Origin of the sequence: Streptomyces sp. NPDC057565 (assembly GCF_042801455.1) — a bacterium.
Lineage (GTDB): Bacteria > Actinomycetota > Actinomycetes > Streptomycetales > Streptomycetaceae > Streptomyces > Streptomyces yanii.
On record NZ_JBHVFU010000020.1, the window covers coordinates 13,523 to 39,113 of the forward strand.

Annotated in this window: 24 protein-coding genes; 12 read left to right on the plus strand and 12 right to left on the minus strand. The window is 68.7% G+C overall.

Features of this window, described 5'->3' with window-relative positions:
* Positions 1 to 11: 11 nt before the first annotated feature.
* A complete protein-coding gene (locus ACFU8W_RS28730) occupies positions 12 to 845 on the minus strand; it encodes a DUF1259 domain-containing protein (protein WP_384043026.1) in 834 nt (277 codons plus the stop codon).
* A 517-nt stretch (positions 846 to 1,362) separates the two neighbouring features.
* Positions 1,363 to 2,367, minus strand: a complete 1,005-nt coding sequence (locus ACFU8W_RS28735) for a sigma-70 family RNA polymerase sigma factor (RefSeq protein ID WP_384043029.1) — start codon at positions 2,365 to 2,367, stop codon at positions 1,363 to 1,365.
* Between the two features lie 98 nt (positions 2,368 to 2,465).
* Between ACFU8W_RS28735 and ACFU8W_RS28740 the strand changes: the two genes are divergently transcribed.
* The 8 genes from ACFU8W_RS28740 to ACFU8W_RS28775 all read left to right on the plus strand — a co-directional run bounded on the left by ACFU8W_RS28740 (position 2,466) and on the right by ACFU8W_RS28775 (position 11,117).
* Positions 2,466 to 2,900 carry an SgcJ/EcaC family oxidoreductase gene (locus ACFU8W_RS28740; RefSeq protein WP_384043032.1) on the plus strand — a complete coding sequence of 145 codons (435 nt, stop codon included), beginning with the start codon at positions 2,466 to 2,468 and terminating at the stop codon, positions 2,898 to 2,900.
* Positions 2,901 to 3,065: 165 nt separating this feature from the next.
* Entirely contained in the window at positions 3,066 to 3,470 is a 405-nt protein-coding gene (locus tag ACFU8W_RS28745; protein ID WP_384043035.1) for a hypothetical protein, read from the plus strand.
* A complete protein-coding gene (locus ACFU8W_RS28750) occupies positions 3,467 to 5,263 on the plus strand; it encodes an alpha/beta hydrolase (protein WP_384043038.1) in 1,797 nt (598 codons plus the stop codon). Before ACFU8W_RS28745 ends, ACFU8W_RS28750 begins: the two co-directional genes overlap by 4 nt.
* Positions 5,264 to 5,322: 59 nt before the next feature.
* The gene (locus ACFU8W_RS28755) at positions 5,323 to 5,802 is read left to right on the plus strand and encodes a hypothetical protein (RefSeq protein WP_384043301.1); all 480 of its coding nucleotides are present in this window, start codon (positions 5,323 to 5,325) and stop codon (positions 5,800 to 5,802) included.
* A 266-nt stretch (positions 5,803 to 6,068) separates the two neighbouring features.
* A complete protein-coding gene (locus tag ACFU8W_RS28760; protein ID WP_384043041.1) occupies positions 6,069 to 8,393 on the plus strand; it encodes an alpha/beta hydrolase in 2,325 nt (774 codons plus the stop codon).
* On the plus strand, positions 8,390 to 8,956 hold the full coding sequence (locus ACFU8W_RS28765) for a hypothetical protein (RefSeq protein WP_384043047.1): 567 nt from the start codon (positions 8,390 to 8,392) through the stop codon (positions 8,954 to 8,956). Before ACFU8W_RS28760 ends, ACFU8W_RS28765 begins: the two co-directional genes overlap by 4 nt.
* Positions 8,957 to 9,090: 134 nt before the next feature.
* The gene (locus ACFU8W_RS28770; protein ID WP_384043050.1) at positions 9,091 to 10,101 is read left to right on the plus strand and encodes an NlpC/P60 family protein; all 1,011 of its coding nucleotides are present in this window, start codon (positions 9,091 to 9,093) and stop codon (positions 10,099 to 10,101) included.
* A 296-nt stretch (positions 10,102 to 10,397) separates the two neighbouring features.
* Positions 10,398 to 11,117, plus strand: a complete 720-nt coding sequence (locus ACFU8W_RS28775) for a phosphatase PAP2 family protein (RefSeq protein ID WP_384043053.1) — start codon at positions 10,398 to 10,400, stop codon at positions 11,115 to 11,117.
* 47 nt (positions 11,118 to 11,164) lie between these two features.
* Here ACFU8W_RS28775 and ACFU8W_RS28780 read toward each other — a convergent pair whose 3' ends face one another.
* Both ACFU8W_RS28780 and ACFU8W_RS28785 read right to left on the minus strand, forming a co-directional pair.
* Entirely contained in the window at positions 11,165 to 12,754 is a 1,590-nt protein-coding gene (locus ACFU8W_RS28780) for an FAD-binding oxidoreductase (protein WP_384043056.1), read from the minus strand.
* Between the two features lie 90 nt (positions 12,755 to 12,844).
* On the minus strand, positions 12,845 to 13,039 hold the full coding sequence (locus tag ACFU8W_RS28785) for a hypothetical protein (protein WP_345512443.1): 195 nt from the start codon (positions 13,037 to 13,039) through the stop codon (positions 12,845 to 12,847).
* A 133-nt stretch (positions 13,040 to 13,172) separates the two neighbouring features.
* Between ACFU8W_RS28785 and ACFU8W_RS28790 the strand changes: the two genes are divergently transcribed.
* Positions 13,173 to 14,108: a hypothetical protein gene (locus ACFU8W_RS28790; protein ID WP_384043059.1), complete on the plus strand. Its 936-nt coding sequence runs from the start codon at positions 13,173 to 13,175 to the stop codon at positions 14,106 to 14,108.
* Between the two features lie 98 nt (positions 14,109 to 14,206).
* The gene (locus ACFU8W_RS28795; protein ID WP_345512441.1) at positions 14,207 to 14,401 is read left to right on the plus strand and encodes a hypothetical protein; all 195 of its coding nucleotides are present in this window, start codon (positions 14,207 to 14,209) and stop codon (positions 14,399 to 14,401) included.
* Positions 14,402 to 14,486: 85 nt separating this feature from the next.
* Here the strand turns inward: ACFU8W_RS28795 and ACFU8W_RS28800 are convergent, their stop codons facing one another.
* Positions 14,487 to 14,846, minus strand: a complete 360-nt coding sequence (locus ACFU8W_RS28800) for a metal-sensitive transcriptional regulator (protein WP_266983293.1) — start codon at positions 14,844 to 14,846, stop codon at positions 14,487 to 14,489.
* 200 nt (positions 14,847 to 15,046) lie between these two features.
* Between ACFU8W_RS28800 and ACFU8W_RS28805 the strand changes: the two genes are divergently transcribed.
* Both ACFU8W_RS28805 and ACFU8W_RS28810 read left to right on the plus strand, forming a co-directional pair.
* A complete protein-coding gene (locus tag ACFU8W_RS28805; RefSeq protein ID WP_345512440.1) occupies positions 15,047 to 15,667 on the plus strand; it encodes a DUF47 family protein in 621 nt (206 codons plus the stop codon).
* 5 nt (positions 15,668 to 15,672) lie between these two features.
* Positions 15,673 to 16,671, plus strand: a complete 999-nt coding sequence (locus ACFU8W_RS28810) for an inorganic phosphate transporter (RefSeq protein WP_345512439.1) — start codon at positions 15,673 to 15,675, stop codon at positions 16,669 to 16,671.
* A 182-nt stretch (positions 16,672 to 16,853) separates the two neighbouring features.
* Here ACFU8W_RS28810 and pstB read toward each other — a convergent pair whose 3' ends face one another.
* The 7 genes from pstB to ACFU8W_RS28845 form a co-directional block, all read right to left on the minus strand.
* Positions 16,854 to 17,630, minus strand: coding sequence for a phosphate ABC transporter ATP-binding protein PstB (gene pstB / locus ACFU8W_RS28815; protein WP_345512438.1), 777 nt, complete (start codon positions 17,628 to 17,630; stop codon positions 16,854 to 16,856).
* Between the two features lie 27 nt (positions 17,631 to 17,657).
* Positions 17,658 to 18,743: a phosphate ABC transporter permease PstA gene (gene pstA / locus ACFU8W_RS28820; protein WP_384043065.1), complete on the minus strand. Its 1,086-nt coding sequence runs from the start codon at positions 18,741 to 18,743 to the stop codon at positions 17,658 to 17,660.
* Entirely contained in the window at positions 18,740 to 19,738 is a 999-nt protein-coding gene (pstC, locus tag ACFU8W_RS28825) for a phosphate ABC transporter permease subunit PstC (protein ID WP_345512436.1), read from the minus strand. Before pstC ends, pstA begins: the two co-directional genes overlap by 4 nt.
* Before the next feature lie 161 nt (positions 19,739 to 19,899).
* Positions 19,900 to 21,036 carry a phosphate ABC transporter substrate-binding protein PstS gene (pstS, locus tag ACFU8W_RS28830; protein WP_384043068.1) on the minus strand — a complete coding sequence of 379 codons (1,137 nt, stop codon included), beginning with the start codon at positions 21,034 to 21,036 and terminating at the stop codon, positions 19,900 to 19,902.
* An 805-nt stretch (positions 21,037 to 21,841) separates the two neighbouring features.
* Positions 21,842 to 22,246: an NUDIX hydrolase gene (locus tag ACFU8W_RS28835; protein WP_384043071.1), complete on the minus strand. Its 405-nt coding sequence runs from the start codon at positions 22,244 to 22,246 to the stop codon at positions 21,842 to 21,844.
* Positions 22,243 to 23,277: a CHAD domain-containing protein gene (locus tag ACFU8W_RS28840; RefSeq protein WP_384043074.1), complete on the minus strand. Its 1,035-nt coding sequence runs from the start codon at positions 23,275 to 23,277 to the stop codon at positions 22,243 to 22,245. The genes ACFU8W_RS28835 and ACFU8W_RS28840 overlap by 4 nt, the downstream gene beginning before the upstream one ends.
* Positions 23,264 to 25,519 (minus strand): RNA degradosome polyphosphate kinase, encoded by a 2,256-nt coding sequence (locus tag ACFU8W_RS28845; RefSeq protein WP_384043077.1) that lies wholly within the window; start codon positions 25,517 to 25,519, stop codon positions 23,264 to 23,266. Before ACFU8W_RS28845 ends, ACFU8W_RS28840 begins: the two co-directional genes overlap by 14 nt.
* Positions 25,520 to 25,591 lie beyond the last annotated feature (72 nt).

A 25,591-nucleotide genomic window follows, 5' to 3' on the forward strand; every position in this document is an offset into this window, starting at 1 on the left:
ACCCCTCTTTCTCAGCTGGTCGGCACGACGTTGGTGGCATCCACTGCGGGGCGCAGCCCTCGGGCGAGCTCGACGGCATCGCCCACGGCCCAGAAATGGGTGAAGAACAGGCGAGGGTTCTCCGTCAAGTGGTGGTTGTGCAACTCGACGAGCTTGATCCCGCCGCGCCGCAGGGCCCCCAGTACGTTCTGGACCTCCTCGGCGAGCATGACGCAGTCGCCGCTGAGCGCGGCCCGGCCGCCCCCCAGTGGCTGGAAGATGAACGCGCTGGTCGATCCCAGACCGGGAGGCAGCACCAGGTGGCCGTCGCAGATCGTCTCGCGGCGGGCGAAGACGAGCTTGTAGACCACGCCATCGCTGGAACCCTTGGCGCCCAGCGCGGCCTCGATTCCGGCAATGTCGAGGTCGCTGGGGACCGGCGGGCCGGTCGGAACTGCCGGCGGAGTCCCGGTGAGGTCGAATCCCGCGCGCAGGCCGCGCGCCAGGGCCACTGCGTCGTGGCCGTGTCCGTGGACGTGGGTCCACCAGATGTCGGGTGATTGGCCGAGCAGATGCTTGTGGAGCGCGGTCTGCGCGATCCCGTGCGCCTGAAAGGCGTCGGTCACCTGCTGCAGTTCGTCCTCGGTGACTGCTACATCGCCCATACACATCGTGCTGCCGTCGGCGTAACGGACGAAGGCCACGTGCGTGCCCAGGGCGAGCGCCGGTGTGATGGCGATGCCGTCGGAGACCACGTGAAGATCCCCGCGGGGGAAGGGCGTGTGGTAGGTCGTTCCCCGCAGCATGTTGCCTCTGCGGCCCAGCGTGTGTGCTACGTCCGCCCAGTCCGCCTCGGTGGTGGTCACCGGCCTGACCCGCCGGTGCCTCCGGTTCCAAGGCATCCCGGTCATTCCGTCCGGTACGGGTTCAGCGGCGGCTGCCCCTGCCCCGGCTCCGGCCAGCATCGGTGCCAGCGCAGCTGCGGCCAGCACGCGCCGCCGCGACGTAGTCACCTGTGTGCGCGTGCCCTGTTGTCGATCTTCAGCCATCATCTGATCGCCTCCATGGCGAGATGAAAGCATGCGAAACCACAAGAAAGCGGATGCTTCGTCATGAGGCGGGTCCGGATGGACCAAGCGTGTGGTGCACGCTCCGGCCAACGGGGCGCACGAGCGTCCGAGACACGGCTCGTATCCCGGTGGCCCTGTGGGGGTACGGCATCGGGCGGTCCTGCCATGACCGGTGGAAATGGCAGTCCTGGATCCAGGATCTGCCGGGAGACACGGTGGAGATCCGCGGGAGGGCCTGCACCGGGTTCTCGATGAGGTGGGTGCAGGCCATCGACTTCACACTTGGCTCTGCCTGGTCGGCACCTTCTTCACCTCAGAGGGGCGGCAGTTGGGGCGGCAGGCCGAACGCGGCGAAGACGTCCGGGTCCTGGAACACGGTGGTGCGGCTGATGCCGGAGACGGTGACGGTGAAGACCTGGAGGGTGTGCAGGCGGTATGTGCCGTCGTCGTCGCGCACATAGGCGGCGACGGCGGGCTGCCCGTTGGCACCGGTCGGGCGCATCCGCCAGTCGGTGCCCCGGAGGGCGAAGATCCGGGCCAGGAAACGGGTGTAGAGCTCGCGCCCGACGTACCAGGTGAGGAACGGCGGCATCTCGAGGATGGCGTCGTGGGTGAGAAGGGTGGTGAGGGTGGCGATGTCGGCGTCCTCGAACGCCTTCACATAGCGGTCGATCAGAGCGCGCCGCTCCGGATCGGTGGGCTCATCGACGCCGGTGGCCGACTCGGTGAACGATCCGTCCTGGGTGAGCGCAGCGCCTGCCAGGCGGGCCCTGGCACGTTGGAGTGCGCTGTTGACCGCGGCCGTCGTCGTGTCCAGCAGCCCGGCGACTTCGGCCGCCGGGAACTCCAGGACGTCACGCAGGAGCAGTACGGCCCGCTGACGTGCGGGCAGAAGCTGTACGGCGGCGACGAACGCGAGCCGCAAGGTGCCGCGTACGGCCAGGGCGCCGGCCGGGTCGCCCCGGTCCGCGTCGAGCAGGCCGTCCGGGAACGGCTGCAGCCACGGCACCTCCCACCCGGGGACCAGCGGCTGCTCGGGGTCCTCGCTCGGAGCACCGAGACCGGACGGCAGAGGGCGGCGGCTGCGGCTTTCGATCGCGTTCAGGCAGGCGTTGGTGGCGATGCGGTACAGCCAGGTGCGCAGCGAGGCCCGGCGGTCGTCGTACCGCTCGTACGCGCGCCATGCCCGCAGGTACGTCTCCTGGACCAGGTCCTCGGCGTCGTGGACCGAACCGAGCATCCGGTAGCAGTGCACCAGCAGTTCGCGTCTGAAGGGGGCGGTGCGGACGGCGAAGTCCTCGTTCGGCGATGTGACCACAGGGTGTGCCTCTCGTGAATCGGTGGCCGGCGGAGCGATGAGTTCCCGGGGGCTGCTCGGTACGTACGAGTGTCCATCCCGGAGAGAAGAGGAAGACCGTGATCGAGAACATCGCCACTGCTGCTTCGACGCAGTCCGAGGCTGCCGTACGGGAGGTGCTGCACCGTGTCTACGCGGCTTGGGCCGACAACGACGCGGACGCCTTCGCGGCGCTGTACACGCAGGACGCGACCTCGGTGCTGCCCGGTTCGTACAGCGACGGAAAAGAAGCGATCCGTGCGCGGATGGCAGCCGGATTCGCGGGACCGCTCAAGGGCTCGACCGTTGTCGACGAGGTGCGGAGCGTTCGGTTCACCGGCGAGGACGCCGCCGTGGTGATCAGCCGCAGCGGAATCCTGTCGGCGGGCGAGTCCACGGTCCCCGCCGACCGCTTCGTACTCGCCACATGGGTCCTGGCAAAGGCGGCTGGCCAGGGGGCGGGGGAGGGCTGGCTGGTCGCCGCATACCACAACTGCCCGGCAGGCAATGCCTGATCGCACGTCCTCCGGCGGCCCACCGATCGGGTGAAATCCCGCTGGGGGCGGGGCGGGGCTTCGGCCTTGCAATTCAGGGCCGAACGCCCGCCCCGAGGGCCGACGCGCATGGCATGTCGGGTGCGCCGTCTTTGGGACAGTGCCGCTCCACGATCAAGGAGCGGGGTGAGCAGTGTGGCCGTGGTGAGCCGGCAGAGGCTGAGCGATCTGGGCGGGGCGGGCGGGGCTGGTGGCGGTGCGGGTGGTGGTGGCGGAGATGAACTGAAGCACAGCGACGGCCCCTGGCTGCAGGCTGCCGGGGGAGCCGAGTCGCTGCACACGCTGCTGGGGCCGGTAAGGACCGAGCTGGAGACCGCGCACGAAGGGGTCGTGACCGGGACCGCCGGGCTGGAGGCGCTGGCCGAACTCCGCGCCGTACGCGAGTCGTGGCAGCGACGGATCGAAGCCGCGCGCGGCGAGTGCGGGAGCCTCGCCGGGAAACTGCGCGCCGTCGCACGGGCCCAGGGCGCCACGAACGAGACCGTGAAGTCGTCCTTCGCGCGGGTGGCGTCGCGGACCGGTGGGCAATGACCTCGAAGATCACGTGGGCCCAACTGCGCGACATGAACTGCGCAGAACTGGAAGGCGCGGCCGACGGATGGGGCCGGGCCAGCAACCTGGCCGACACCGGCCGGGACCGCATCGACAAGCAGCTGCTGAACGGGTTGCGCGAGACGCAGCAGGGCGAGGCGGCCGACGCGGCCGTAGGGCGGCTGCGGCAACTCAGCCGGAACTTCCAGTACGTGTACACGGAGTGCGGTCTGCTCCGCACCACGCTGAACAGCATGGCCCACGAAATCAGGGGCCAGCAAAGGGCGTTGCAGGAAGCGCTGGACGACGCGGAAGCCCTGAAGTTCACCGTGCACCCGGACGGGTCAGTGACCTACCCGGAGGCCGGCGAGGGGCTGATCGACGGCAGGCCGATGCCGGGCGGCACGGCGACCGGGGGAGGAGTACCGGGGCTGCTGCCGCCTTCGGGACTCGTCGCCCCCAACCCGAACGTGGCCAAGGCGCAGGACATCGCCGACCGGGTGGTCAAGGCCCTGCGGACAGCGGCCGACATCGACTGGCGGTACACGCGGATCCTGCGGGAGCTGAAGGCCGAGGAGGGCCTGAAGGTCCCCGATTCGACCTGGACGGACGCGGCGACGGACGCGGCAGCGGTACGGAACGCGGCGGGCGCCTACCTGAACGAAGCCATCCCGCACGACGCGAGCCCGGCCGAACGCAAGGCGTGGTGGGCCGGGCTGACACAGGAACAGCGGGAGGAGTACCTCGCGGTGTACCCGGACCAGATCGGCAACCTGGACGGAATCCCGGCGGTCGTACGGGACGCCGCCAACCGGGACAACCTGCAACTGCTCATCGGAAAGCTGGAAGGGCAGGAGGGGGACAGGGCGGAGACGCAGTTGGCGGGGTTGCGGGAGATTGACCGGCAGCTGCATGACGGCCGGAAGCCGCCGATGTTTCTGCTCGGGATTGGGGACGAGGGGAATGGGAGGGCGATTGTCTCATACGGGAATCCGGATACGGCTCGGAATGTGTCGGCTTATGTGCCGGGCTTGAGCACGGCGCTAGACGAGGAATTTGCGAAGAGTGACCTGAAGCGTGCTCGTGATACGGCAATTGGGACTCAGCGTCACGATTCTTCCAGTGCTGCCATCGTCTGGCTTGGTTATGACGCACCGCAAACGCCCATTGATGATCCCCTGGGGAGCCTGGCTGTCATGGGCGATGGCAGGGCTGAGAAAGGTGGTGCAGCGTTCAATGGTTTTATGGGTGGCCTGGCAGTTACGAATGAAAACGAGAACCCGCATCTTACGGCTATCGGGCACTCCTATGGCTCACGCACCGTGGGTGCTGCTACTCAACAACGTGGGGGGATTCCTGGCGTGGACGACATTGTGCTAGTCGGAAGTCCCGGGGTCGGCGTGGATCATGCGGCGGATCTCGGAGTCGGGAAGGAGCATGTCTTCGTCGGAGCGGCTGAGAACGACGTGGTGACCAGGCTTCCCTCCAAGCGGCAGAGTGCTGTTGGTGTCCTGGGACTGATTGCCGGAGGGCCAGTCACTGCGTATATGGCCGGGGATCTCGCGGATCCCGGTGATGATGACCTCTGGTTCGGCAAGGATCCGGCGAGTAAGGAATTCGGTGCTAGGCGTTTTCGTGTAGAGGAGGGTCCGCAACTGATCAGTCGCGCGGGGATCTCAGTCGATGCGCATTCCCAGTATTTCGACCCAGAACGAAACGCCGTATCGGCGGACAGTATTGCTCTGGTTGCCGCAGGGCAGTCCCGTGAACTCAAGATGGAGGAGCCGCGGTGAGGCGCCAGTTCAGGATCGTGGCAGCAGTAGTGCTGTTGTGTGTGCCACTGTTCGGCTGCATGAGTAGTGAGAAGAGGACCGACATGGATATGCAGGGAGCGGCGGAACACGCAGACAGGATGCTTGATGCTGTGTTGAACGCTATCGAGCCTGAGGTTCAGTGGGCCCATGGGCCGACGACTGCAGGGAGCTGTGATGTCTCCCGTAGACGCACGGTGATGACCATTGTTTCTGCAGAGCGGCGAGGAAGTTTTCTGGGTGTCGTGGACCGCTTTTGGCGGAATAGTAATTACAGAATCAAGGCGATCAACAATAGTACGGAAGTGCCAGCGATCTATGCGCAAACGAATGCTGGCTTTGGGATCAGCCTCGTCTTTGGCGGCAAGGGCCAAGCCTTCTTCGAAGTCGACAGTCCCTGCGTGAAGGAATCGGAGGTGGCGGAGTCAACCACCCCGCCCAACGGTCCCGCGTACGAGGACGTCTATCCCCTTCCGCGCCCCAACGTGCACTCCGACTTCTGGTCCGCCGGAGCACCCTGACGTCACATCAGAACAACGTGGCCTGAACCTCCAGACGCATCACGCACTTTGAGTCCCGCATTGGGCCCTGGGGCCCATGCCCCGCCCGGTGCCCGTGTGGTCGCATACGTGGAGTGGCGGATCTGTCACTGCTCACTGCACCCACTCACAAGGTAGGGGGATTCGCCGTGTCTGGCATACGAGGATTAGCGGTTCCGGGTGGCGTTGACCCGGATGCTGTCGTGGTCCATTCGGGCAGGCAGCCCCTGCCGAGCACGTTGCAAGCAGTGCTGATCCTCGTCCGTGTGCTCTTCGTCGTCACCGTCGTCGGAGTGATCGACGTGTTGTCGGTGGCGTCCTCGGTCGACGCGGTGAACGGTCGGCTGCTGGGCATGCTGCTGTACGCGGCGTTGCCGGGTGTCACCGGGTTCGTCCTCTCGCTCTATCTGTGGACCGGTGGCGTTCGGATCCGGCGCGGACTCCTTGCCGTACACGTCTGGCTCGTCCTCGGCGCGCTGGCCGCCTTGAGTGGGGACGGGGGCGTCCAGGGTGTCGCCCAGCTGGTGATACCTGTCGCCGTCGTCGTCCTTTTGTTCCTGAGGAGTTCCCGCGCCTGGTTCAGGCTCAGCCCTGAACAGCGCGCCGCGCAAAGGCCGTTCATTCTCGCGCGGGTGATCAGGGCCCGTCGTGACCGTGGCCAGACCGCGATGGAGTACCTCGGCGCGGTCCTGGTGGTCGTGGCCCTTGTCGGTGCGCTCATGGCGACGCAGATCGGCGGGCAGCTGACCGGTGGGATCCGGAGTGCGATCTGCCAGCTGACCGGTAGCGCCTGCCCGGCGGCGGGCAGCGGCGTGGTGGCCGGCCATGGCACTGATGGCGGCGGTGCCTCTGGCGGTGGCGGTACGGAGTCCGGCGGTGTGGACTCCGGGGGGTCGACCGTGGCCGGAGGGACTTCCTCGTCCGGTGGGTCCACCGCATCCGGGGGGACGGACGCGGGGGGCTCCGCAGCATCCGGTGGATCGGACTCCGGTGGATCGGACTCCGGCGGTTCCGCAGCGTCGGGTGGTTCGGACTCAGGTGGTTCGGACTCGGGCGGCACGGATGCGTCGGGCGGGTCCACCGCATCCGGCGGAGACGGCGGCAGCGCCACTCAGGCCGCCCAGGGTGGCGACGGTGCGAGCGCCGCCGGTCACGCATCGGACGGCAGCTTCTTCACCGGGCTCGTCGGCGACGGTCTCTGGGGCGATGTCAGCGGTGCCGCGGACGCCGTCCTCCACCCCGTCGCGAACGGCAGGAACCTCGGCAACCAGGTCGCCCAGTACGCGCAGAACGCAAGCAACAAGTGGTCCCAGGGCGACCGTGCCGGTGCGGCGGGGGAGCTGATCAAGGGGGCCACCGGGGTCGGTGGCGTCGGCGCCGGGTTGCCCGGTTCCGGCTCCCGTGTCGGTGCGGCCGTGCAGGCGGACCAGCGCGACTATCTGAACGCCCGCATCCCGCGCAACGGCACTGCTGCCGGACGCAAGGCGTGGTGGGACGGTCTCACGCAGGACCAGCGCGACCAGTACCTCGCCCTTTCCCCGGATCAGATCGGCGGCCTCGACGGGATCCCGGCGGCGACCAGGGACGCGGCCAACCGGAAGAACCTGACTCAGCTGATCGGGAAGCTGTCGGGGCAGGACGACGCGAAGTCGCAGAAGCAGCTCGCCGGACTGCGGGAGATCGAGCGGCAGTTGAAGGAGAACGGGAAGCAGCCGCCGATGTACCTGCTCGGCATATCGGACGAGGGAAACGGCCGGGCGATCGTCTCGTTCGGGAATCCGGACACGTCGAAGAACGTGTCGGCGTACGTGCCCGGGCTGAACACGTCTCTGGACGAGGAATTCGCGAAGAACGATCTCAAGCGGGCTCGCGACACGGCTATCGGCGCCCAGGGGTACGACCAGTCCAGTGCGGCGATCGTCTGGCTCGGCTACGACGCGCCGCAGACGCCGGACGGGCTGAGCAGTCTGGCGGTCATGGGTACGGGGCGGGCGGAGAAGGGCGGCGTGGCGTACAACGACTTCATGAGCGGGCTGGTCGCCACCAACCAGAACAAGGATCCGCATCTGACGGCCATCGGGCACTCGTACGGTTCGCGGACCGTGGGAGCCGCTGCGCAGCATGTCGGCGGAATCCCGGGGGTCGACGACATCATTCTGGTCGGCAGCCCGGGGGTGGGCGTGGATCAGGCCGTGGATCTCGGGGTCGGTGCCGGACACGTCTTCGTCGGCGCCGCGGCGAACGACCCGGTGACCAAGCTCCCGTCCAAGCTGCAGTCCGCCGTGGGTGTGCTGGGGATGCTGGCCCTCGGTCCTGCTGGTGCATACTTCGCCGGGGATCTGGCCGACCCCGGGGATGACGATCTCTGGTTCGGCAAGGACCCGGCGAGCAAGGCATTCGGCGCCAGGCGCTTCCCTGTGGGTGACGGGCCACCGGTGGTCAGTGGCTCCGGCCTGAGCTTCGATGCCCACTCTCTCTACTTCGATCCGGTCAGGGACGCCGTCTCGGCGGACAGCATCGCTCTGATCGTGTCGGGACATGCCGACAGGCTCAAGATGGAGGCACAGCGATGAAGCGACGGTTCCGGATCGTTGCGGTGGCCCTGGCCCTCGGCTTCTCCCTGTCCGCGTGCGGGAGCGACCACCGGGTACAAGGGGATGCCGGAGGGAAGAAGGGGCGCATGGACATGCAGCAGGCCGCCGAGCGGTCCGACGGCATGCTCGACGCGGTGCTGAAGGCCATTGATCCCGAGGTGCAGTGGGCGCACGGGCCGACGACTACGGGGACGTGCGATGTGACCCGCAGGCGCACCGTGATGACCATCGTGTCGGCGTCGCGTCGGGCGGATTTCCTGGATCAGGTGGAGACGTTCTGGCGGAGGAGCGATTACCGGATCAAGGCGATCAACAATGACACGGAGTTCCCGGCCGTCTATGCCCACACGGACGCCGGGTTCGGTATCAGTGTCAGCTTCCGCGGAAAGGGGCAGGTGTTCTTCGAGGCGGACAGTCCCTGCGTGAAGGAGTCGAAGGTCGCGGACTCCACGTCCGAGCCGAACGGTCCGGCGTACGAGGGTGTCTACCCCCTGCCGCGCCCCAACGTGCACTCCGACTACTGGTCCGCCGGGGCATCCTGAAGGTGCGTCAGTGACGTGAGTTCGTGCTCGATCGCGCGATCGGTGACCCCGGTGAGCCTGCCTGTGCTCCGAACAACTCGCACACACCCGCGAATCCTGCCTTGAACCCGCCCCGGATGGGGGATGGTTGAGGGGTGCGGAAATTCTGGGTGGTCGGTGGGATCGGCATCGGGGTCGCCATGTGCTTCGTGGGCCTGCTCGTTGTCGGTACGTACTCCGCTGCCGCCGGCCTCGGCAGCGCCGGCGGCAACGCGGCCGTGGGGTTGGCGAAGGGGGCCGTGCCGGCGAAGTTCCAGCCGCTCGTGCAGAAGTGGGGCAACCTCTGCTCGGCCATCAACCCCGCGCTCCTCGCCGCGCAGCTGTACCAGGAGAGCGGGTGGAACCCGCGGGCCCAGAGCAAGGCCGCCGCGCAGGGCATCGCGCAGTTCATCCCCGGGACCTGGTCCGGGCACGGGATCGACGGGGACGGGGACGGGGACCGGGACGTATGGGATCCGGCCGACGCCATCCCCTCCGCCGCCAGCTACGACTGCGAACTTGCCGGCTACGTCAAGAAGGTGCCGGGGGATCAGACGGACAACATGCTGGCCGCCTACAACGCCGGTGCGTACCGGGTCATCAGGTCGGGTGGCGTACCGAAGATCGCGGAGACGCAGAACTACGTCAAGATCATCCGTTCGCTGGAGAAGAGCTTCGCCCGGCCGGTCGGGCGGGTCGAGCCCTCGCGGCAGGCGGCCGGGGCGATCTACTTCGCGCAGAAGAAGCTCGGTACGAAGTACCTGTGGGGCGGGAACGGCACGGCTGAGCAGGGTGGACGGTTCGACTGCTCCGGGCTGACGCAGGCCGCGTACCGGACCGTGGACATCGAGCTGCCGCGGGTGGCGAACGACCAGTACAACGCCGGGCCGCATCCCTCGCGGGACGAGCTGCTCCCCGGTGACCTGGTCTTCTTTTCGGACGACCTGACCAACTCCCGGGCAATCCACCACGTCGGGCTGTACGTCGGCGGCGGCTACATGATCAACGCGCCGTACACCGGGGCCGTGATCCGTTTCGACAAGATCGACACGCCCGACTACTTCGGTGCGACACGCGTGACGAAGGACGGCGCCGCGGCACTCCCGACCGCCCAGCCGGCGGCGTGACCGGGAGTCGGCCGTGGCCGGAACTCTCCGTGAAGCCTGGGCCCTGAGCTGCGGCGACGAGTCTCTCTTCGATAACGTCATGGTGATCATTCGGTGGAGAGTGGAACGTACACATGGAGAGCGTCGTTCCCTGGACTGGGACAGCATGCGCACTGACCATGCGACGCTGACCGGCACAGTCGCGTACCTGACGCAGCAGTGATCGAAGTAGTGGTCGAACCGAATACGGGGGTTCGTCAATTGCGGTGCACACGGGTGTGCGCCGCGGCAGCAGACAAGGCAAGGGGCCGCAGCAGATGGCTGGACTCGCACTGGATGGGTCGAACCCCGACGTCAGCCTGCTCTACGACATCAATGGGCTCGCGAAATCCGCTCCGACCTGGTTCGACCGGGTCATGGAGTTCGTCGGCGAGTACGGGATCATGCTCGGCATGGTCCTCGTGGTCCTGTGGTGCTGGTGGAGCGTCCGCCGGCGCGGCACGGTCGAGGACTCGGTGACTGCGGTCGCCGGGATCGTCTGGGCGCCGCTCGCCGCCGGGATCGCGCTGCTCGTCAACATTCCGATCCGGGGCTTCGTGGAGCGTCCGCGCCCGTTCCGCGACCACCAGGGCCTGGATGTCCTGGTGTCGGGAAAGAACGACTTCTCGTTCGTGAGCGACCACGCCACGATGGCGATGGCCCTCGGCGTCGGGCTGTTCGTGGCCAACCGGAAATTCGGGCTCGCCGCGATCGCCCTCGCGCTGGCGGAAGGGTTCTGCCGGATCTACATGGGGGTTCACTACCCGACCGACGTCGTCGGCGGATTCGCGCTCGGCACAGCTGCCGCACTGCTGCTCGCCCCGCTCGCGATGGCGCTGCTGACGCCGGTCGTCGCCGCCGTCTCGCGGTCGGAGCGGATGGGGTGGCTCGTGCGGTCGCGGCAGCCCGTGCCGGCCGCGGCCGAGGGGCGCCCGCTCGGGATCCCGGAGCCGCGCCCGCGGTCGGGCAGCGGTGGCGAGAAGGATCTGGCCGCCTGAGTGGTCCGAGGGAGAACCGGGGGGCGTTCGCGCCCCCCGGTTCTGCGTTACAGCGCCTGCGGGAAAGTGAAGAGGTGCTCGGGGTCGTACTGCTTCTTCACCTGGGCGAGCCGATCGGCCGCCGTTCCGTAGTAGGCCTGCCGCCAGTCGGTCAGCGTCGGGTCCGTGTAGTTCTGGTACGCCGCCCCGGACGCGTAGCGCCGCAGCGCCCCGTGAGTGTTTTTCAGCCAGTCCTGCTGGGCCGTGCCCGCCGTGCCGGGGCGCCAGGCGGCGATGTACTGGGCGAGCATGCGCGAGCGGCGGTGGACGAACGCCGTGGCCTGCGGGTCGACCCGGTTGATCGCCCCGCCGAGCGCGGTGAGCGCGATCGATCCGCCGCCGCCGCTCGGGGTCACGCCGATCCGGGTGAACGCCTCGGTCCGGTCGAGCAGAACCCCTATGCCTGCCGGGGACAGGGAGTGGTCGAAGAAGTCGGACGCGGCGGCGTACGTCTCGCGCTGGAGCGCGCCCTGCGCGGTGCGGCCGGGTGTCGTACCCGGCAGATGGCACTGCGCGTCGCTGATGCCGGAGCAGCCCGCGTACACCAGCATCGCCTCCTCGTAGCTGCGGCGGCGCAGCGACACCGAGGACGCCGATGCGCCGATCCGGTCGGCGAGGCGGTCGACGGCGTTCTGGAGGTCGCCGTAGGTCCCCAGGCTGAACGCGGCGACCGACACGGTCGGGTTGCCGCCGCCCGGTCCCGCCGCGAGATGTGCGGAGGACCAGATCTCGTCCGGCTGGTCCGGGCCCCACTCCTGCCAGGCCGCGATGACCGACCGGGCGCGCGACCACGGCCACGACATGTACGCGGTGACGGTCTGCGGGGCCGGGCGGGTGCGGAACGTCAGCTCGGTGACCACGCCGAAGTTGCCGTTGCCCGCGCCGCGGAGTGCCCAGAAGAGGTCGGGGTGGTGCTTGGCGTCGGCGGTCACGGTTGTGCCGTCGGCGGTGACGAGCGTTGCCGCGGTGAGGCTGTCGCAGGTCAGGCCGTACGCGCGGGACGCGACGCCGTGGCCGCCGCCGAGTGTGAGACCGGAGATGCCGACCGTGGGGCAGGAGCCTCCGGGGACCGTCAGACCGTGCCGGGCAAGACCCCGGTAGACGTCGACGAGTTTGGCGCCCGCGCCGACGGTGCCGTCCCGGTCGACCCGGGAGAGTGACGAGACGTCAATGACCAGGCGCCCGTTGCCGCTCGACCAGCCCGCGTAGGAATGGCCGCCGCTGCGGATCGAGACGGGGGTGGAGCTGCGGCGGGCGAAGGCCAGGCACTCGCGGATGTCCGCCTCGTGCCGGACGTACGCGACGGCTGCCGGTTTCTGGCCGTCGAAGCGGGTGTTGTAGAGCTGGCGGGCCGTCCGGTACGCCGCGTCCTCGGGGCGCACGAGGGTGCCGTCGAGGCTCTTGGCCAGGGCGGGCCAGTCCGCCTTGCCGGTTGTGGCAGACGGTGAGCCGGCTGGTGTGGGCGACGTGCGGGTGGCGGTGGCCGAGGTGTCGGCCGAGGAACCCGTGCCGGTGCCTCTGCAGGCGGTGGCCGTGGCGCCGGCCAGGGCTGTTGCCGCGCCCGCGGTGAGCAGGGTGCGCCGGTTCGGCAGGGTCATCGGACCTCCGGGTCATGGCCTCGCGGGTCGATCGGTCGGGCGACCGTCGGATGGATCGGTTGTCGGTGATCCGTGATGCGTGATCCGTGATCAGCGGGCGGTGCGGTGTTCCTCGGCGTCGGTGCGGGCGCGGTCGCGGGAGCGACGGGCCGGGCCGGTCCATCCGCATCCGCAGCGGGCGATGCAGAACGAGCCGCGTTCGATGGTGAAGGGCTCGTGGGCGGGGGGCGTCGGCGGGGTGGCGGGAGCGGTCGGCGTGACCTCCGCGGTGTGTTGGTCGTACACGCGTCCACGGTACTGGGGACGGGCACCCGTCCGTGGGGCCCCCGAGGACGGCGTGACGGGGGACACGGGTGGTCGTTATGCGGGGCGGGTGGGGGGCTCGGGCAAGCGGTACGTCGTTGGGGGTTGGCAGGCGATGGTGGTGCAGCACAGGTCCGGTGGCGGGGCGCGCGCCGTCTGCGCCCTCGCCGTGGTGGGCGTGATGGCGGCGGCCGCCGGATGCTCGGACAGCGGTGGCCGGGACGGGATCGATGCCGGCGGCCGGAGCGTGGTGGACGAGCGGGGTGGGGGCGATTTTCTCGATGCGATCCACCGGGCGGCGGCGGTGCTCGCCGGGACGGGGGACGGGAATCGGCCAGGGAGCCGCGACGTCGCCGGGAGCGCCGAGGTGCGTACGTCGATGGAGACCGCGGCAGGCGGGACACGGGTGACGATCACCGGCCGGGGGACGTACGACTTCCGCAGGCAGCTCGGCCGACTCACCGTGGTGCTGCCGAAGGACGCCGCGGGCGAGTACGAACACCGCCCCATCACCGAACTCCTCGCCCCCGGTGCGCTCTACATGAAGAACCGTGGTGCCGGAGTCCCCGTCGGCAAGTGGGTCCGGGTCGATACGACGGCCCTGGAGGACGGCAATCTCGTCACGGGCGGGGCCACCGATCCCATGGCTGCCGCCGAACTGCTGCGCGGCGCGGACACAGTGACGTACATGGGGGAGAGCGAGCTCGCCGGAGTCATGGTCCGGCACTACCGGGGGACCGCGGACCTCGGACGCGCGGCGCGGACCGCCTCGCCGCAATCGCGTGGCGCACTGGCCGCGGCGGCGAAAGGGTTCCGCACGGACGCGGTGCCGTTCGATGCGTATCTGGACGAGGCGGGGCGGCTGCGGAAGGTGCGGCACCGGTTCACTTTCGTCAATGAGGGACCGGCGGTGCAGGTGGTGTCGACGACGCTGCTGTTCGGGTTCGGGGTGTCCGTGAATGTGAAGCTTCCGGACGATCGCGACATCTACACCGGGCAGATCGAGCAGGGCAGCGGTAGCGGCGGAGGACGCGGCGGGCCGGGCGTGTAGGCATCCGGAGGGGCCGAAATGGTCCGTCCGTGCCATGCGCGGCGCGTGGTCCGCTCCCTACGCTAGGAAGTCGGCGACGGCAGTGAGAGGTGACGTACGTGGTGACGCTCAGCACTCGGACCGTTCAGGACCATGTGGCCCTCGCCGAGATCGAGCTATGCGGTGAGCTGATGATCGCGGCGTCGGCCGCGATCGGGGAACGGCTCAGTGCGGACCGTATCGACGAGGTGCTCAACGTCGGGGCGGGCACCGAACTCACCACCGTCCCCCGGCAGGGCGACCACCGGGGTTGACGGACGAAAGCGCACGTCAGGCGGTGCCTCGGACAGTGTCCCAGGCGATGCGACCACACACGGTGCGACCTCCAGCGGCGCTGCCTCAGGTACGGAGCAGGCGGGCGATGGCCTTCGTGGCTTCCTCGACCTTCGCGTCGATCTCCTCGCCGCCCTTGACCGCCGCGTCGGCGACGCAGTGGCGCAGGTGTTCCTCGAGGAGCTGGAGCGCGAACGACTGGAGGGCCTTGGTGGACGCCGAGACCTGCGTGAGTATGTCGATGCAGTAGACGTCCTCGTCGACCATCCGCTGCAGACCACGGATCTGGCCCTCGATCCGGCGCAGCCGCTTGACGTGGTCGGCCTTCTGGTGGTGGTAGCCGTGTATGCCGCGGTCGTGGTCGGTGAGGATCTCCGCCGTTTCCTCGGTGGGTTCCGTCGCCTCTGTGGTCTCGGTGGTGGTCATTGCTGCCTCCCGTTTTCCCTTTACCCTGCGCTTTATATACCCCGGGTGGGTATATCCTAACGAATTCAGCTGAACCGTGACCGGGGGCCCGTGCTGATCACCGTGTTCGATGCGCGACACTGAAGAATGCCGGTTAGCCGTGGCCGGATGATGCGCCTAGCATCAGCCTGACCGAAACCAAAGCATCCCGAGGACCCCACGTGCGCTTTCGTCTGACCCCCAGGGAGACGAGCTTCTACGACATGTTCTCCGCATCCGCGGACAACATCGTCACGGGCTCGAAACTCCTCATGGAACTGCTCGGGGCGGATGCTGCCTCCCGAGTCGAGATCGCGGAACGTATGCGGGCAGCGGAGCACGCAGGGGACGATGCCACCCACGCGATCTTCCACCAGCTGAACTCCTCTTTCATCACGCCGTTCGACCGCGAGGACATCTACAACCTCGCATCGTCGCTCGACGACATCATGGACTTCATGGAGGAGGCCGTCGACCTGGTCGTGCTGTACCAGATCGAAGAACTCCCCAAGGGCGTCGAGCAGCAGATCGAGGTGCTGGCGCGGGCGGCCGAGCTGACCGCCGAGGCGATGCCCAACCTGCGCACGATGGACAACCTCACCGAGTACTGGATCGAGGTCAACCGCCTGGAGAACCAGGCCGACCAGATCCACCGCAAGCTGCTCGCCCATCTCTTCAACGGCAAGTACGACGCCATTGAGGTGCTGAAGCTCAAGCAGATCGTGGATGTGCTGGAAGAGGCGGCCGATGCGTTCGAGCACGTCGCCAACACGGTGGAGACCATCGCGGTCAAGGAGTCCTGAACCACGTGGACACCTTTGCGCTGATCGTGACCATCGGTGTCGCGCTCGGCTTCACCTACACGAACGGCTTCCACGACTCGGCGAACGCCATCGCCACCTCGGTCTCCACCCGGGCGCTGACCCCGCGGGCGGCCCTGGCGATGGCCGCGGTGATGAACCTCGCCGGTGCCTTCCTGGGGCAGGGAGTCGCCAAGACCGTCAGTGAGGGCCTGATCGCGACGCCCGAGGGGCAGAAGGGGATGGGAATCCTCTTCGCCGCCCTGGTCGGCGCGATCATCTGGAATCTCGTCACCTGGTATTTCGGTCTGCCCTCGTCGTCCTCGCACGCGCTGTTCGGCGGCATGGTCGGTGCGGCGCTGGCCGGCGGAACGCTGGTGCACTGGAACGGGGTGCTCGACAAGATCGTCATCCCGATGTTCGTCTCGCCGGTCGTCGGTCTGGTCGTGGGCTATCTGGTGATGGTCGCGATCATGTGGCTGTTTCGGAAGGTCAACCCGCACAAGGCCAAGCGCGGATTCCGCATAGCGCAGACGGTCTCGGCGGCAGGCATGGCGCTCGGGCACGGTCTGCAGGACGCGCAGAAGACGATGGGCATCGTGGTGATGGCGCTGGTCATCGCCGATGTCGAGAGTCCGAGCGACCCGATCCCGGTCTGGGTGAAGCTCGTCTGCGCGCTGATGCTCTCGCTGGGTACGTACGCGGGTGGCTGGCGGATCATGCGGACGCTCGGCCGGAAGATCATCGAGTTGGACCCGCCGCAGGGATTCGCCGCGGAGACGACCGGGGCGTCGATCATGTTCGGCTCGGCCTACCTGTTCCACGCGCCCATCTCCACGACGCATGTGATCACCTCGGCGATCATGGGTGTGGGGGCCACGAAGCGGGTCAACGCGGTGCGGTGGGGGGTCGCGAAGAACATCGTCCTCGGGTGGTTCATCACGATGCCGGCCGCGGCTCTGGTTGCTGCCGCGAGTTACGGGGTCGTCGTGCTGCTGTTCGGGTGAGCGGGGTGGGCTCTGCCGGGGTTGTCCGGTGGCCGCTCCGTCCTCGGCTGCCGGACGCGCCTGAGACGTCCCGACGGGCTTGAAGTGAAAGGGGTCCGCCCCCGCTCCCTCGTGAGGAGCGGGGGCGGACCCTTTGCCTTGAGGGTGGCACCGCCATGCAGCACCCCAAAGGCCGTCCTTGATCACCCGAAGCGGCCGGAGATGTAGTCCTCCGTCGCCTGGACCGACGGGTTGGAGAAGATCCGTTCCGTCTCGTCTATCTCCACGAGCTTGCCGGGCTTGCCGACCGCCGCGAGGTTGAAGAACGCCGTGCGGTCCGAGACGCGGGCCGCCTGCTGCATGTTGTGCGTCACGATGACGATCGTGAAGCGTTCCTTCAGCTCGCCGATCAGGTCCTCGATGGCGAGGGTGGAGATCGGGTCCAGGGCGGAGCACGGTTCGTCCATCAGCAGCACATCCGGCTCGACCGCGATCGCGCGGGCGATGCACAGGCGCTGCTGCTGACCGCCGGAGAGGCCGGAGCCCGGCTTGTTCAGGCGGTCCTTGACCTCGTTCCAGAGGTTGGCGCCACGGAGGGACTTCTCGACGACGTCCGCCAGCTGGCCCTTCTTGTACGAACCGTTCAGCTTCAGGCCCGCCGCGACATTGTCGAAGATCGACATGGTCGGGAACGGGTTCGGCCGCTGGAAGACCATGCCGACCGTGCGGCGCACGGTGACCGGGTCGACGTGGGACCCGTACAGGTTCTCGTCGTCCAGAAGGACCTTGCCCTCGACGCGGCCACCGGGGGTGACCTCGTGCATCCGGTTCAGGGTGCGAAGGAAGGTGGACTTGCCGCAGCCGGACGGGCCGATGAAGGCGGTCACGGAGCGGGGCTCCACGGTCATCGAGATGTCCTCGATGGCGAGGTGGGAGCCGTAATAGGCGGACAGGCCGCTGACGTCGATGCGCTTGGCCATCTGAATCACTGCTTCTTTCGTGCCGCGTCAGCGGCCGGTCTTCGGGGCCTTCCAGCGGGCGATACCGCGGGCCACCAGGTTGAGGATCATGACGAAGGCGATCAGGACCAGAGCGGCGGCCCAGGCACGGTCGTACGACGCCTCGCTGCCGATCTTGTACTGCTCCCAGATGTAGAAGGGGAGCGACGACTGCGCGCCTTGGAAGGGATTGGAGTTGATCAGCTGGCTGCCGAAGACCAGCAATATGATCGGTGCGGTCTCGCCGGCGATCCGGGCGATGGCGAGCATCACACCTGTGGTGATACCGCCGATCGCGGTGGGCAGAACCACCTTCAGGATGGTGCGCCACTTCGGGACGCCGAGGGCGAGTGATGCCTCGCGGAGCTCGTTCGGGACGAGCTTGAGCATCTCCTCGGTGGAGCGGACCACGACCGGGATCATCAGGATCGTCAGCGCCAGCGAACCCATCAGGCCGGACGGCTGGAGCTGCGCAATCAGCATGATCGACAGGATGAAGAGACCGGCGACGATGGACGGGATACCGGTCATCACGTCGACGAAGAACGTCACGGCCTTGGCGAGCGCACCCTTGCCGTACTCCACCAGGTAGACGGCGGTCAGCAGGCCGATCGGGGCGGAGATCAAGGTGGCGAGGCCGACCTGCTCCAGGGTGCCGACCAGGGCGTGGTAGACACCGCCACCCGGCGCCGTGCCGAGCACACCGGCCATGGAGTGGGTGAGGAAGTAGATGTCCAGGACCTTCGCGCCGCGGCTGACCGTGGTCCAGATCAGCGAGGCCAGCGGCACGACGGCGAGGAGGAAGCACACCCAGACGACGCTGGTGGCGAGCCGGTCCTTGGCCTGGCGCTGGTTCTCGACGACCGACGTCGTGACGTACGAGATGACGATGAAGAGCACCGCGGAGAGCAGGCCCCACTGGATGCGGCTCTGCCAGCCCGCCGCGGCGCCGATGCCGACGCCGAGCACGATCGCGGCACCCGCGAAGGCGGCCGGGGCCCAGCGGGGGAGCGACCGGCTGCTGAGGCTGCCCGGGGAAGCGGCCGCTGTGGGTGCGGGGCGTTCCTGTATGCCGGTGTTGGCTGCCTGGCTCATGCGTTGGCCCCCGAGTACTCCTTGCGGCGGGCGATGATGAGCCGGGCCGCGCCGTTGACCAGCAGGGTGAGGATGAAGAGGACGAGCCCGGAGGCGATCAGGGCGTCGCGCCCGAACTGGTCGGCCTCGTCGAACTTCGCGGCGATGTTCTGGGCGAACGTTCCGCCGCCGGGGTTGAGCACATGCGCCGAGATGACGAAACTCGGCGACAGGACCGTGGCGACGGCCATCGTCTCGCCGAGTGCGCGGCCCAGGCCCAGCATCGACGCGGAGATCACGCCGGAGCGGCCGAAGGGCAGCACCGAGAGGCGGATGACTTCCCAGCGGGTGGCGCCGAGAGCGAGGGCGGCTTCCTCGTTCATCTTCGGGACCTGGAGGAAGACCTCGCGGCTGACGCTCGTCACGATCGGCAGGATCATGATCGCGAGCAGGATGCCGACGGTGAAGAGCGAGCGGGCGACGCCGACCTCGGTCTTCTCCAGGACGTACGTCCAGCCGAAGAACTGGTCGAGCCAGAGGTTCAGCCCCTCCAGGTACGGCACCAGGAAGAGGGCGCCCCAGATGCCGTACACGATGCTGGGCACTGCCGCGAGCAGATCGACGACGTACGCGAGGGGCGCGGCCAGCTTGCGCGGCGCGTAGTGCGAGATGAAGAGGGCGATACCGACAGCGATCGGAACCGCGATGACCATCGCGATGATCGAGCTGACGATCGTGCCGAAGAGCAGGACCGCGATACCGAAGACCGGCTTGTCGCCGACCGGGTTCCAGTCCAGCGTGGTGAAGAAGTTGCCCTCGTCCTTGGAGATGGCGAGGGTCGCGCGGTACGTGAGGAACACGGCGATCGACGCCATGATCACGAGCAGCAGAATGCCTGAACCCCGTGAGAGGCCCAGGAAGATTTTGTCGCCCGCGCGTCCGGCCGGCTTGGGCCTGGCGCGCTTGCGCTGCACCGGGGGTACCGGTGGCGTGTTTATCGGTGTGGTGGAAGCCATGGTCTTTCCGGTCTGTGTGGGGGAGCGACACGCTCCCCTGGCGGCGGTGCACCGGATGGGGGTGATGCCGACGGGCCGGTCCGGAGGGGTGCACCGGGCCGGCCTGCCGGGTGTTGCTGGTGGAGCTGGGTTTCAGCTGGTGTTACGGGTGTTGCTTCTGGTTACGAGAGGGACGCGATGGTCTCGCGGACCTTGGCGTTGATCTCGGTCGGGATCGGCGCGTAACCGGCGTCGGTGAGGAGCTTCTGGCCCTCGTCACCCGCGGTGTAGTTCAGGAAGGACTTGACCGTGGGGAGCGTCTCGGCCTTGTTGCCCGTGTCACAGACGACCTCGTAGGTCACCAGGACGATCGGGTACGCACCCTCGGCCTTGGTGGTGTAGTCGAGGTCGAGCGCCAGGTCCTTGCCGGTGCCCTTGATCTTGGCGGCGGCGATGGCCTTGGAGGCGTTCTCCGAGGAGGCCTTGACCGGGGCGGAGCCACCGGTGTTGATGTCGACCGTGGAGATGGACTGCGACGAGGCGTACGAGAGCTCGAAGTAACCGATCGAGCCGTCGACCTGCTTCACCTGGGCGGCGACACCGGCCGAGCCGGACGCGGCCTGGCCACCGGGGGCCGGCCACTTCTTCTCGGGCTCGTACTTCCAGTCGTTCGGCGCGGTGGCGGCGAGGTACTTGCCGAGGTTCTGCGTGGTGCCGGAGTCCTCGGAGCGGTGGAAGGCCTGGATCGCCTTGTCCGGAAGCTTCGCGCCGTCGTTGAGCTTGGCGATCGCGGGGTCGTTCCACTTCTTGATCTTGCCGTCGAAGATCTTGGCGAGCGTGGGGGCGTCCAGCGTCAGGCTGTCGACACCCTCGAGGTGGAAGCCGATCGCGATGGGGCCGCCGACCATCGGGAGGTTGATGCCCTGGCCGGTCTTGCAGATCTTCTTCGAGTCGGCGACCTCTTCGGGCTTCAGCGCCGAGTCGGAGCCGGCGAAGCCGACCGTGCCCTGGTTGAAGGCGATGATGCCCTCACCGGAGGACGAGGACTTGTAGTTGATCTCTACGCCCTTGCAGCCCGCCATGTAGTCCTTGACCCAGAGGTCCATGGCGTTCTTCTGCGCGCTGGAGCCGGAGGCGAGGAGCTGGCCCTTGGCGTCGTCACACTTGATGTTCGACGCGGCGCTCGTCTTCTCGCCGCTGCCGCCCGTGTCGCTGCCGCTGTTGTTGTCCGAACCGCACGCCGTGAGGACCAGGGCGCTGGAGACGGCGAGGGCACCGAGCGCGGTGGCACGAAGCCGGTTCTTGCGCTGAAGCTTCACTTTCGGGTTTTTCCTTCCAGGAGCCGCCGAGGTCTTGTTCGTTCTACGACGGCGTGCGATGTGGTGGGTGGTGCGGCGTTTCGCCGCGCACCGTGCACTGCCGAAATTAGGCAGAACAGGTGAAGCGGCTTACGGGGGAGAGTGAACAGGAGGTGAACCGTGGCGGGCGGCCTGGTTCTCGTCGCCGTGGTGCGGGGCCTCTGGGCGGGGCGGGGGTGTTGCGTGGTGCGGGGCCCCTGGGCGGGGCGGGGGTGTTGCGTGGTGCGGGGCCCCTGGGCGGGGCGTTGCGTGGTGTGGTGCCCCGGTCCGGGGTGGCCGGTTCCGTCCTCGATCGCCGGACGGGCTTGGGGTGTCGGTCTGGGCTCTGGTGGCACGGTCGCCTGCCCTGGTGGGTGGTGGTCCGGGGCCCCTCCGGGGTGTCTCCTCGAACGACGAACGTTCGGCGGGTACGCGGGGGGCCCGGGTGTCCGTTCGTTGTCCTGCGGGGACTCCCCTGCACGGCCCCGGACCGGTCGTCGCGCGTCCGCGGCCTGGTGTGCCCTCGTGTCACGACCGCCGGGTGGTGGGCGCGGGTGATGCCTGGGTGGGGCCGTGCAGGGGAGTCCCCGCAGGGGCTGGCGTACGTGCCGGGTTCGTCCGCGTGCGGGCTTCCGCGCCAGTCCTGAGGAGACGCCCCGGAGGGGCCCCGCCCACCCCACCACCCGGCAGAGGCGGCGGCGCCCCCGGGACACGGCGCCGAAAATCCAGCCCGTCCGGCGATCGAGGACGGAACCGGTCACCCCGGACCCGGGCACCGCACCGGCCGTCACCCGCTGATCAGCAGTGCGTCCAGCAGGTCGCGGTCGCGGGGCTGGGTGAGCTGGGCGCGGGCCGCTTCCGGGTGGAGCCAGAGGATGCGGTCCACCTCGTCGCTGGGTACGAACAGGCCGTCCGTCGCCTCGGCCGCCCAGTACAGGACTTCCTTGGGGCGGCCGTTCGCGAGATACCGGACGGTGGGCAGCGGGGGCCCCGGTATGCAGTGGTGGCCGGTCTCCTCCAGAACCTCGCGCAGGGCGCCGTCGATCGCCGGCTCGCCGCGCTTGAGCTTGCCCTTCGGATGTGACCAGTCGTCGTAACGGGGCCGGTGGACCAGGCAGATCTCCAGCTCCCCGGAGTGCTCCGACCGGCGCCACAGCACACACCCCGCGGCCTGCACGGTCCCGCCGCTCATGGCGCGGTCACAGCCGCCGTCGTGTACGGCCAGGTCTCCCGGAACACCCCGCGGGCCGCTTCCACCTCGTGCCGCTGGTCGGCGTGGAGCACTCCCAGGGCGTAGGCGGTGGCCGGCGCGATCCTCGGCGTACGGGCCGCCGATGCCGCCGCCGCGGCTGCCTCCGCCGCGTCCCGGTGCAGGTCGAGCGCGTGTCCGGAGGCGGCCAGGACCGGGTCGGGGGCGCCGCGTACCACCTCGTGGGCGTACCGGTGCAGTCGCAGCAGAAGGCGGGCCTGGTGCCAGGGCGCGTCGTGCGCCTCGTTGTACGGCTCGACCGCCTGGTCGGAGGGGAGCGCGGCCACCGCGCCGAGCAGCCGCTGCTCGGCCCGGTTCGCGGGCCCGTGCAGCATTTCGGCGGCCGGGGCCGTGGACGCGGCGGAGAGCGGGACCTCGGAGGCGAGCAGGGCGACCGCGTCGGCGACCGCGTGGAACCGGGACGAGCCGAGCGCCTGGAGGGCCGCCGAGTGGGCACGGGTCCTGGCGAGGGTGAGCTGTCGTTCCAGAAGCGCTCCGGCCCGGGCCGCACCGACGCCGAGTGCGGCCCGTTCCTTGGCCTGCGCGGCGTCGTGCGGGGTGACATCGATATCGGCACCGGCGGCGGCGGTCCGCTGTGCGCGGGGCGGCGGCAGCGGGGTGCCGGACAGGGTGTGCAGCGCTTCGAGGAGCCGGGTCAGCCGGGTCGCGTACGCGTGCTCGCGGGCCAATGTGCCGGAGAGCCAGGCCAGTTCCGTACGGAGCTGCTCGGCCCAGCCGGGTTCGAGTGCCGACCGGAAGGTGTGGAGGGTGCCGCTGATGCGGCGGGCCGAGCGGCGCAGTGCACCGGCGGCCTGCTCGGCGGCGAGTGTCCCGGCGTCCGTGGGAGCGCTGTTCTCGCGGTGCAGACGCAGGCTGCGAAGGAAGTTCGCGGCCTGTTCCTGCAGGTAGGGGGCGAGGACCGCGCCCGCGGACACGTCCGTCCGGGTCGTCGTCTGGTGGTCAGGGCGTCGCACGCCGGCGCCTCCGGGCGTCAATGAGCATTTCCTGTACGTGCCGCAGTGGTTGGCCGTCCGCGTCCGTGGCGTGCCGGGTCCAGTTCCCGTCGGGACCGAGGTGCCAGGAGGAGGTGGTGTCGGCCATACCGGTCTCCAGGAGCCGGTTGAGCGCGGCACGGTGGGCGGGGTCGGTGACCCGGACCAGTGCTTCGATCCGGCGGTCGAGGTTGCGGTGCATCATGTCGGCGCTGCCGAACCACACTTCGGGTTCGCCGCCGTTGCCGAACGAGAAGACCCGGGAGTGTTCGAGGAAACGGCCCAGTATCGAGCGGACCCGGATGTTCTCGGAGAGGCCGGCGACGCCGGGGCGGATCGCGCAGATGCCGCGTACCCAGATGTCCACCGGAACGCCCGCCTGGGCGGCCCGGTAGCAGGCGTCGATGATCGCTTCGTCGACCATCGAGTTGACCTTGAACCGTACGTAGGCGGGACGACCGGCCCGCTGGTGAGTGATCTCCTTGTTTATCCGGGAGATCAGCCCGTCGCGCAGGGACTTGGGGGCGACGAGGAGGCGGCGGTACGTCTCGCGGCGGGAGTAGCCGGAGAGCCGGTTGAAGAGGTCGGAGAGGTCCGCCCCGACCTGGGGGTCGGCGGTCAGCAGGCCGAGGTCCTCGTACAGCCGCGCGGTCTTGGGGTGGTAGTTGCCGGTGCCGACGTGCGAGTAGCGGCGCAGCGTGTCGCCCTCCTGGCGGACGACGAGGGAGAGCTTGCAGTGCGTCTTCAGCCCGACGAGGCCGTAGACCACATGGCAGCCCGACTCCTCCAGCTTGCGCGCCCACTTGATGTTGGCCTGCTCGTCGAAGCGGGCCTTGATCTCGACGAGTACGAGGACCTGCTTGCCGGACTCGGCGGCGTCGATCAGGGCGTCGACTATCGGCGAGTCGCCCGAGGTCCGGTACAGCGTCTGCTTGATCGCGAGCACGTCCGGGTCGCCCGCCGCCTGCTCCAGGAAGGCCTGGACGGAGGTGGAGAACGAGTCGTAGGGGTGGTGCAGCAGCACATCGCGTTCGCGCAGCGCGGCGAAGACGTCGGGCGCCGAGGAGGACTCGACCTCGGCGAGATCGCGGTGGGTACCCGCGATGAACCTGGGGTACTTCAGCTCCGGGCGGTCCAGCGACGCTATGCCGAACAGCCCGGTGAGGTCGAGCGGTCCGGGCAGCGGGTAGACCTCGGCGTCGGACACCTTCAGCTCGCGGACCAGCAGGTCGAGCACGTACGGGTCGATGGACTCCTCGACCTCCAGGCGCACCGGCGGGCCGAAGCGACGCCGCATGAGCTCCTTCTCCAGGGCCTTGAGCAGGTTCTCGGCGTCGTCCTCCTCGACTTCGAGGTCCTCGTTCCGGGTGACCCGGAACATGTGGTGGGCGAGGACCTCCATGCCCGGGAAGAGCTCTTCCAGATGCGCCGCGATGACGTCCTCGATGGGTACGTAACGCTGCGGCGACGCCTCCAGGAACCGGGTCAGCAGCGGCGGCACCTTGACGCGGGCGAAGTGGCGGTGGCCGCTGACCGGGTTGCGTACGACGACCGCGAGGTTGAGCGAGAGGCCCGAGATGTACGGGAAGGGGTGCGCCGGGTCGACGGCCAGCGGCGTCAGTACGGGGAAGACCCGCTGCCGGAAGAAGGTGAACAGGCGGGCCTGTTCCTTCTCGGTCAGCTCCGGCCAGCGGATCAGCTGGATGCCCTCGTCCGACAGCGCGGGCGCGATGTCCTGCTGGAAGCAGGCGGCGTGCCGGGCCATGAGCTCGCGGGACCGCGTCCAGATCAGATCGAGGACCTCGCGGGGCTGCAGACCGGACGCGGAGCGGGTGGCGACGCCGGTGGCGATACGGCGCTTGAGACCGGCCACCCGGACCATGAAGAACTCGTCCAGGTTAGAGGCGAAGATCGCGAGGAAATTCGCTCGTTCGAGGAGGGGCGTCGCCGGGTCCTCGGCGAGCTCCAGCACCCGTTCGTTGAATGCGAGCCAACTGCGCTCCCGGTCCAGGAACCGGCCATGCGGCAGCTCGCTGCCGTCGACGTCGGGTTCGTACACGTCCACGTCGGCGTCGAGATCGGGATCGAGGTCGGCGGCCATGGAAAGACCGGCTCCCGCGTAATTCGGGGAGGCGACGGCATGCGGCCGGTGCGCGGCGAGAGAGCCGACCGACGGCTGCACGGCGGGCTGGACCGGGACCTCGGAGCTGGGCAACTGGCTCATGGCCCTATTGTTCCGCGCGGAAGGTGCCTGAGGCGCGTCGGAAGGGGCGGAGATCGCGGAAAACACGGGGTT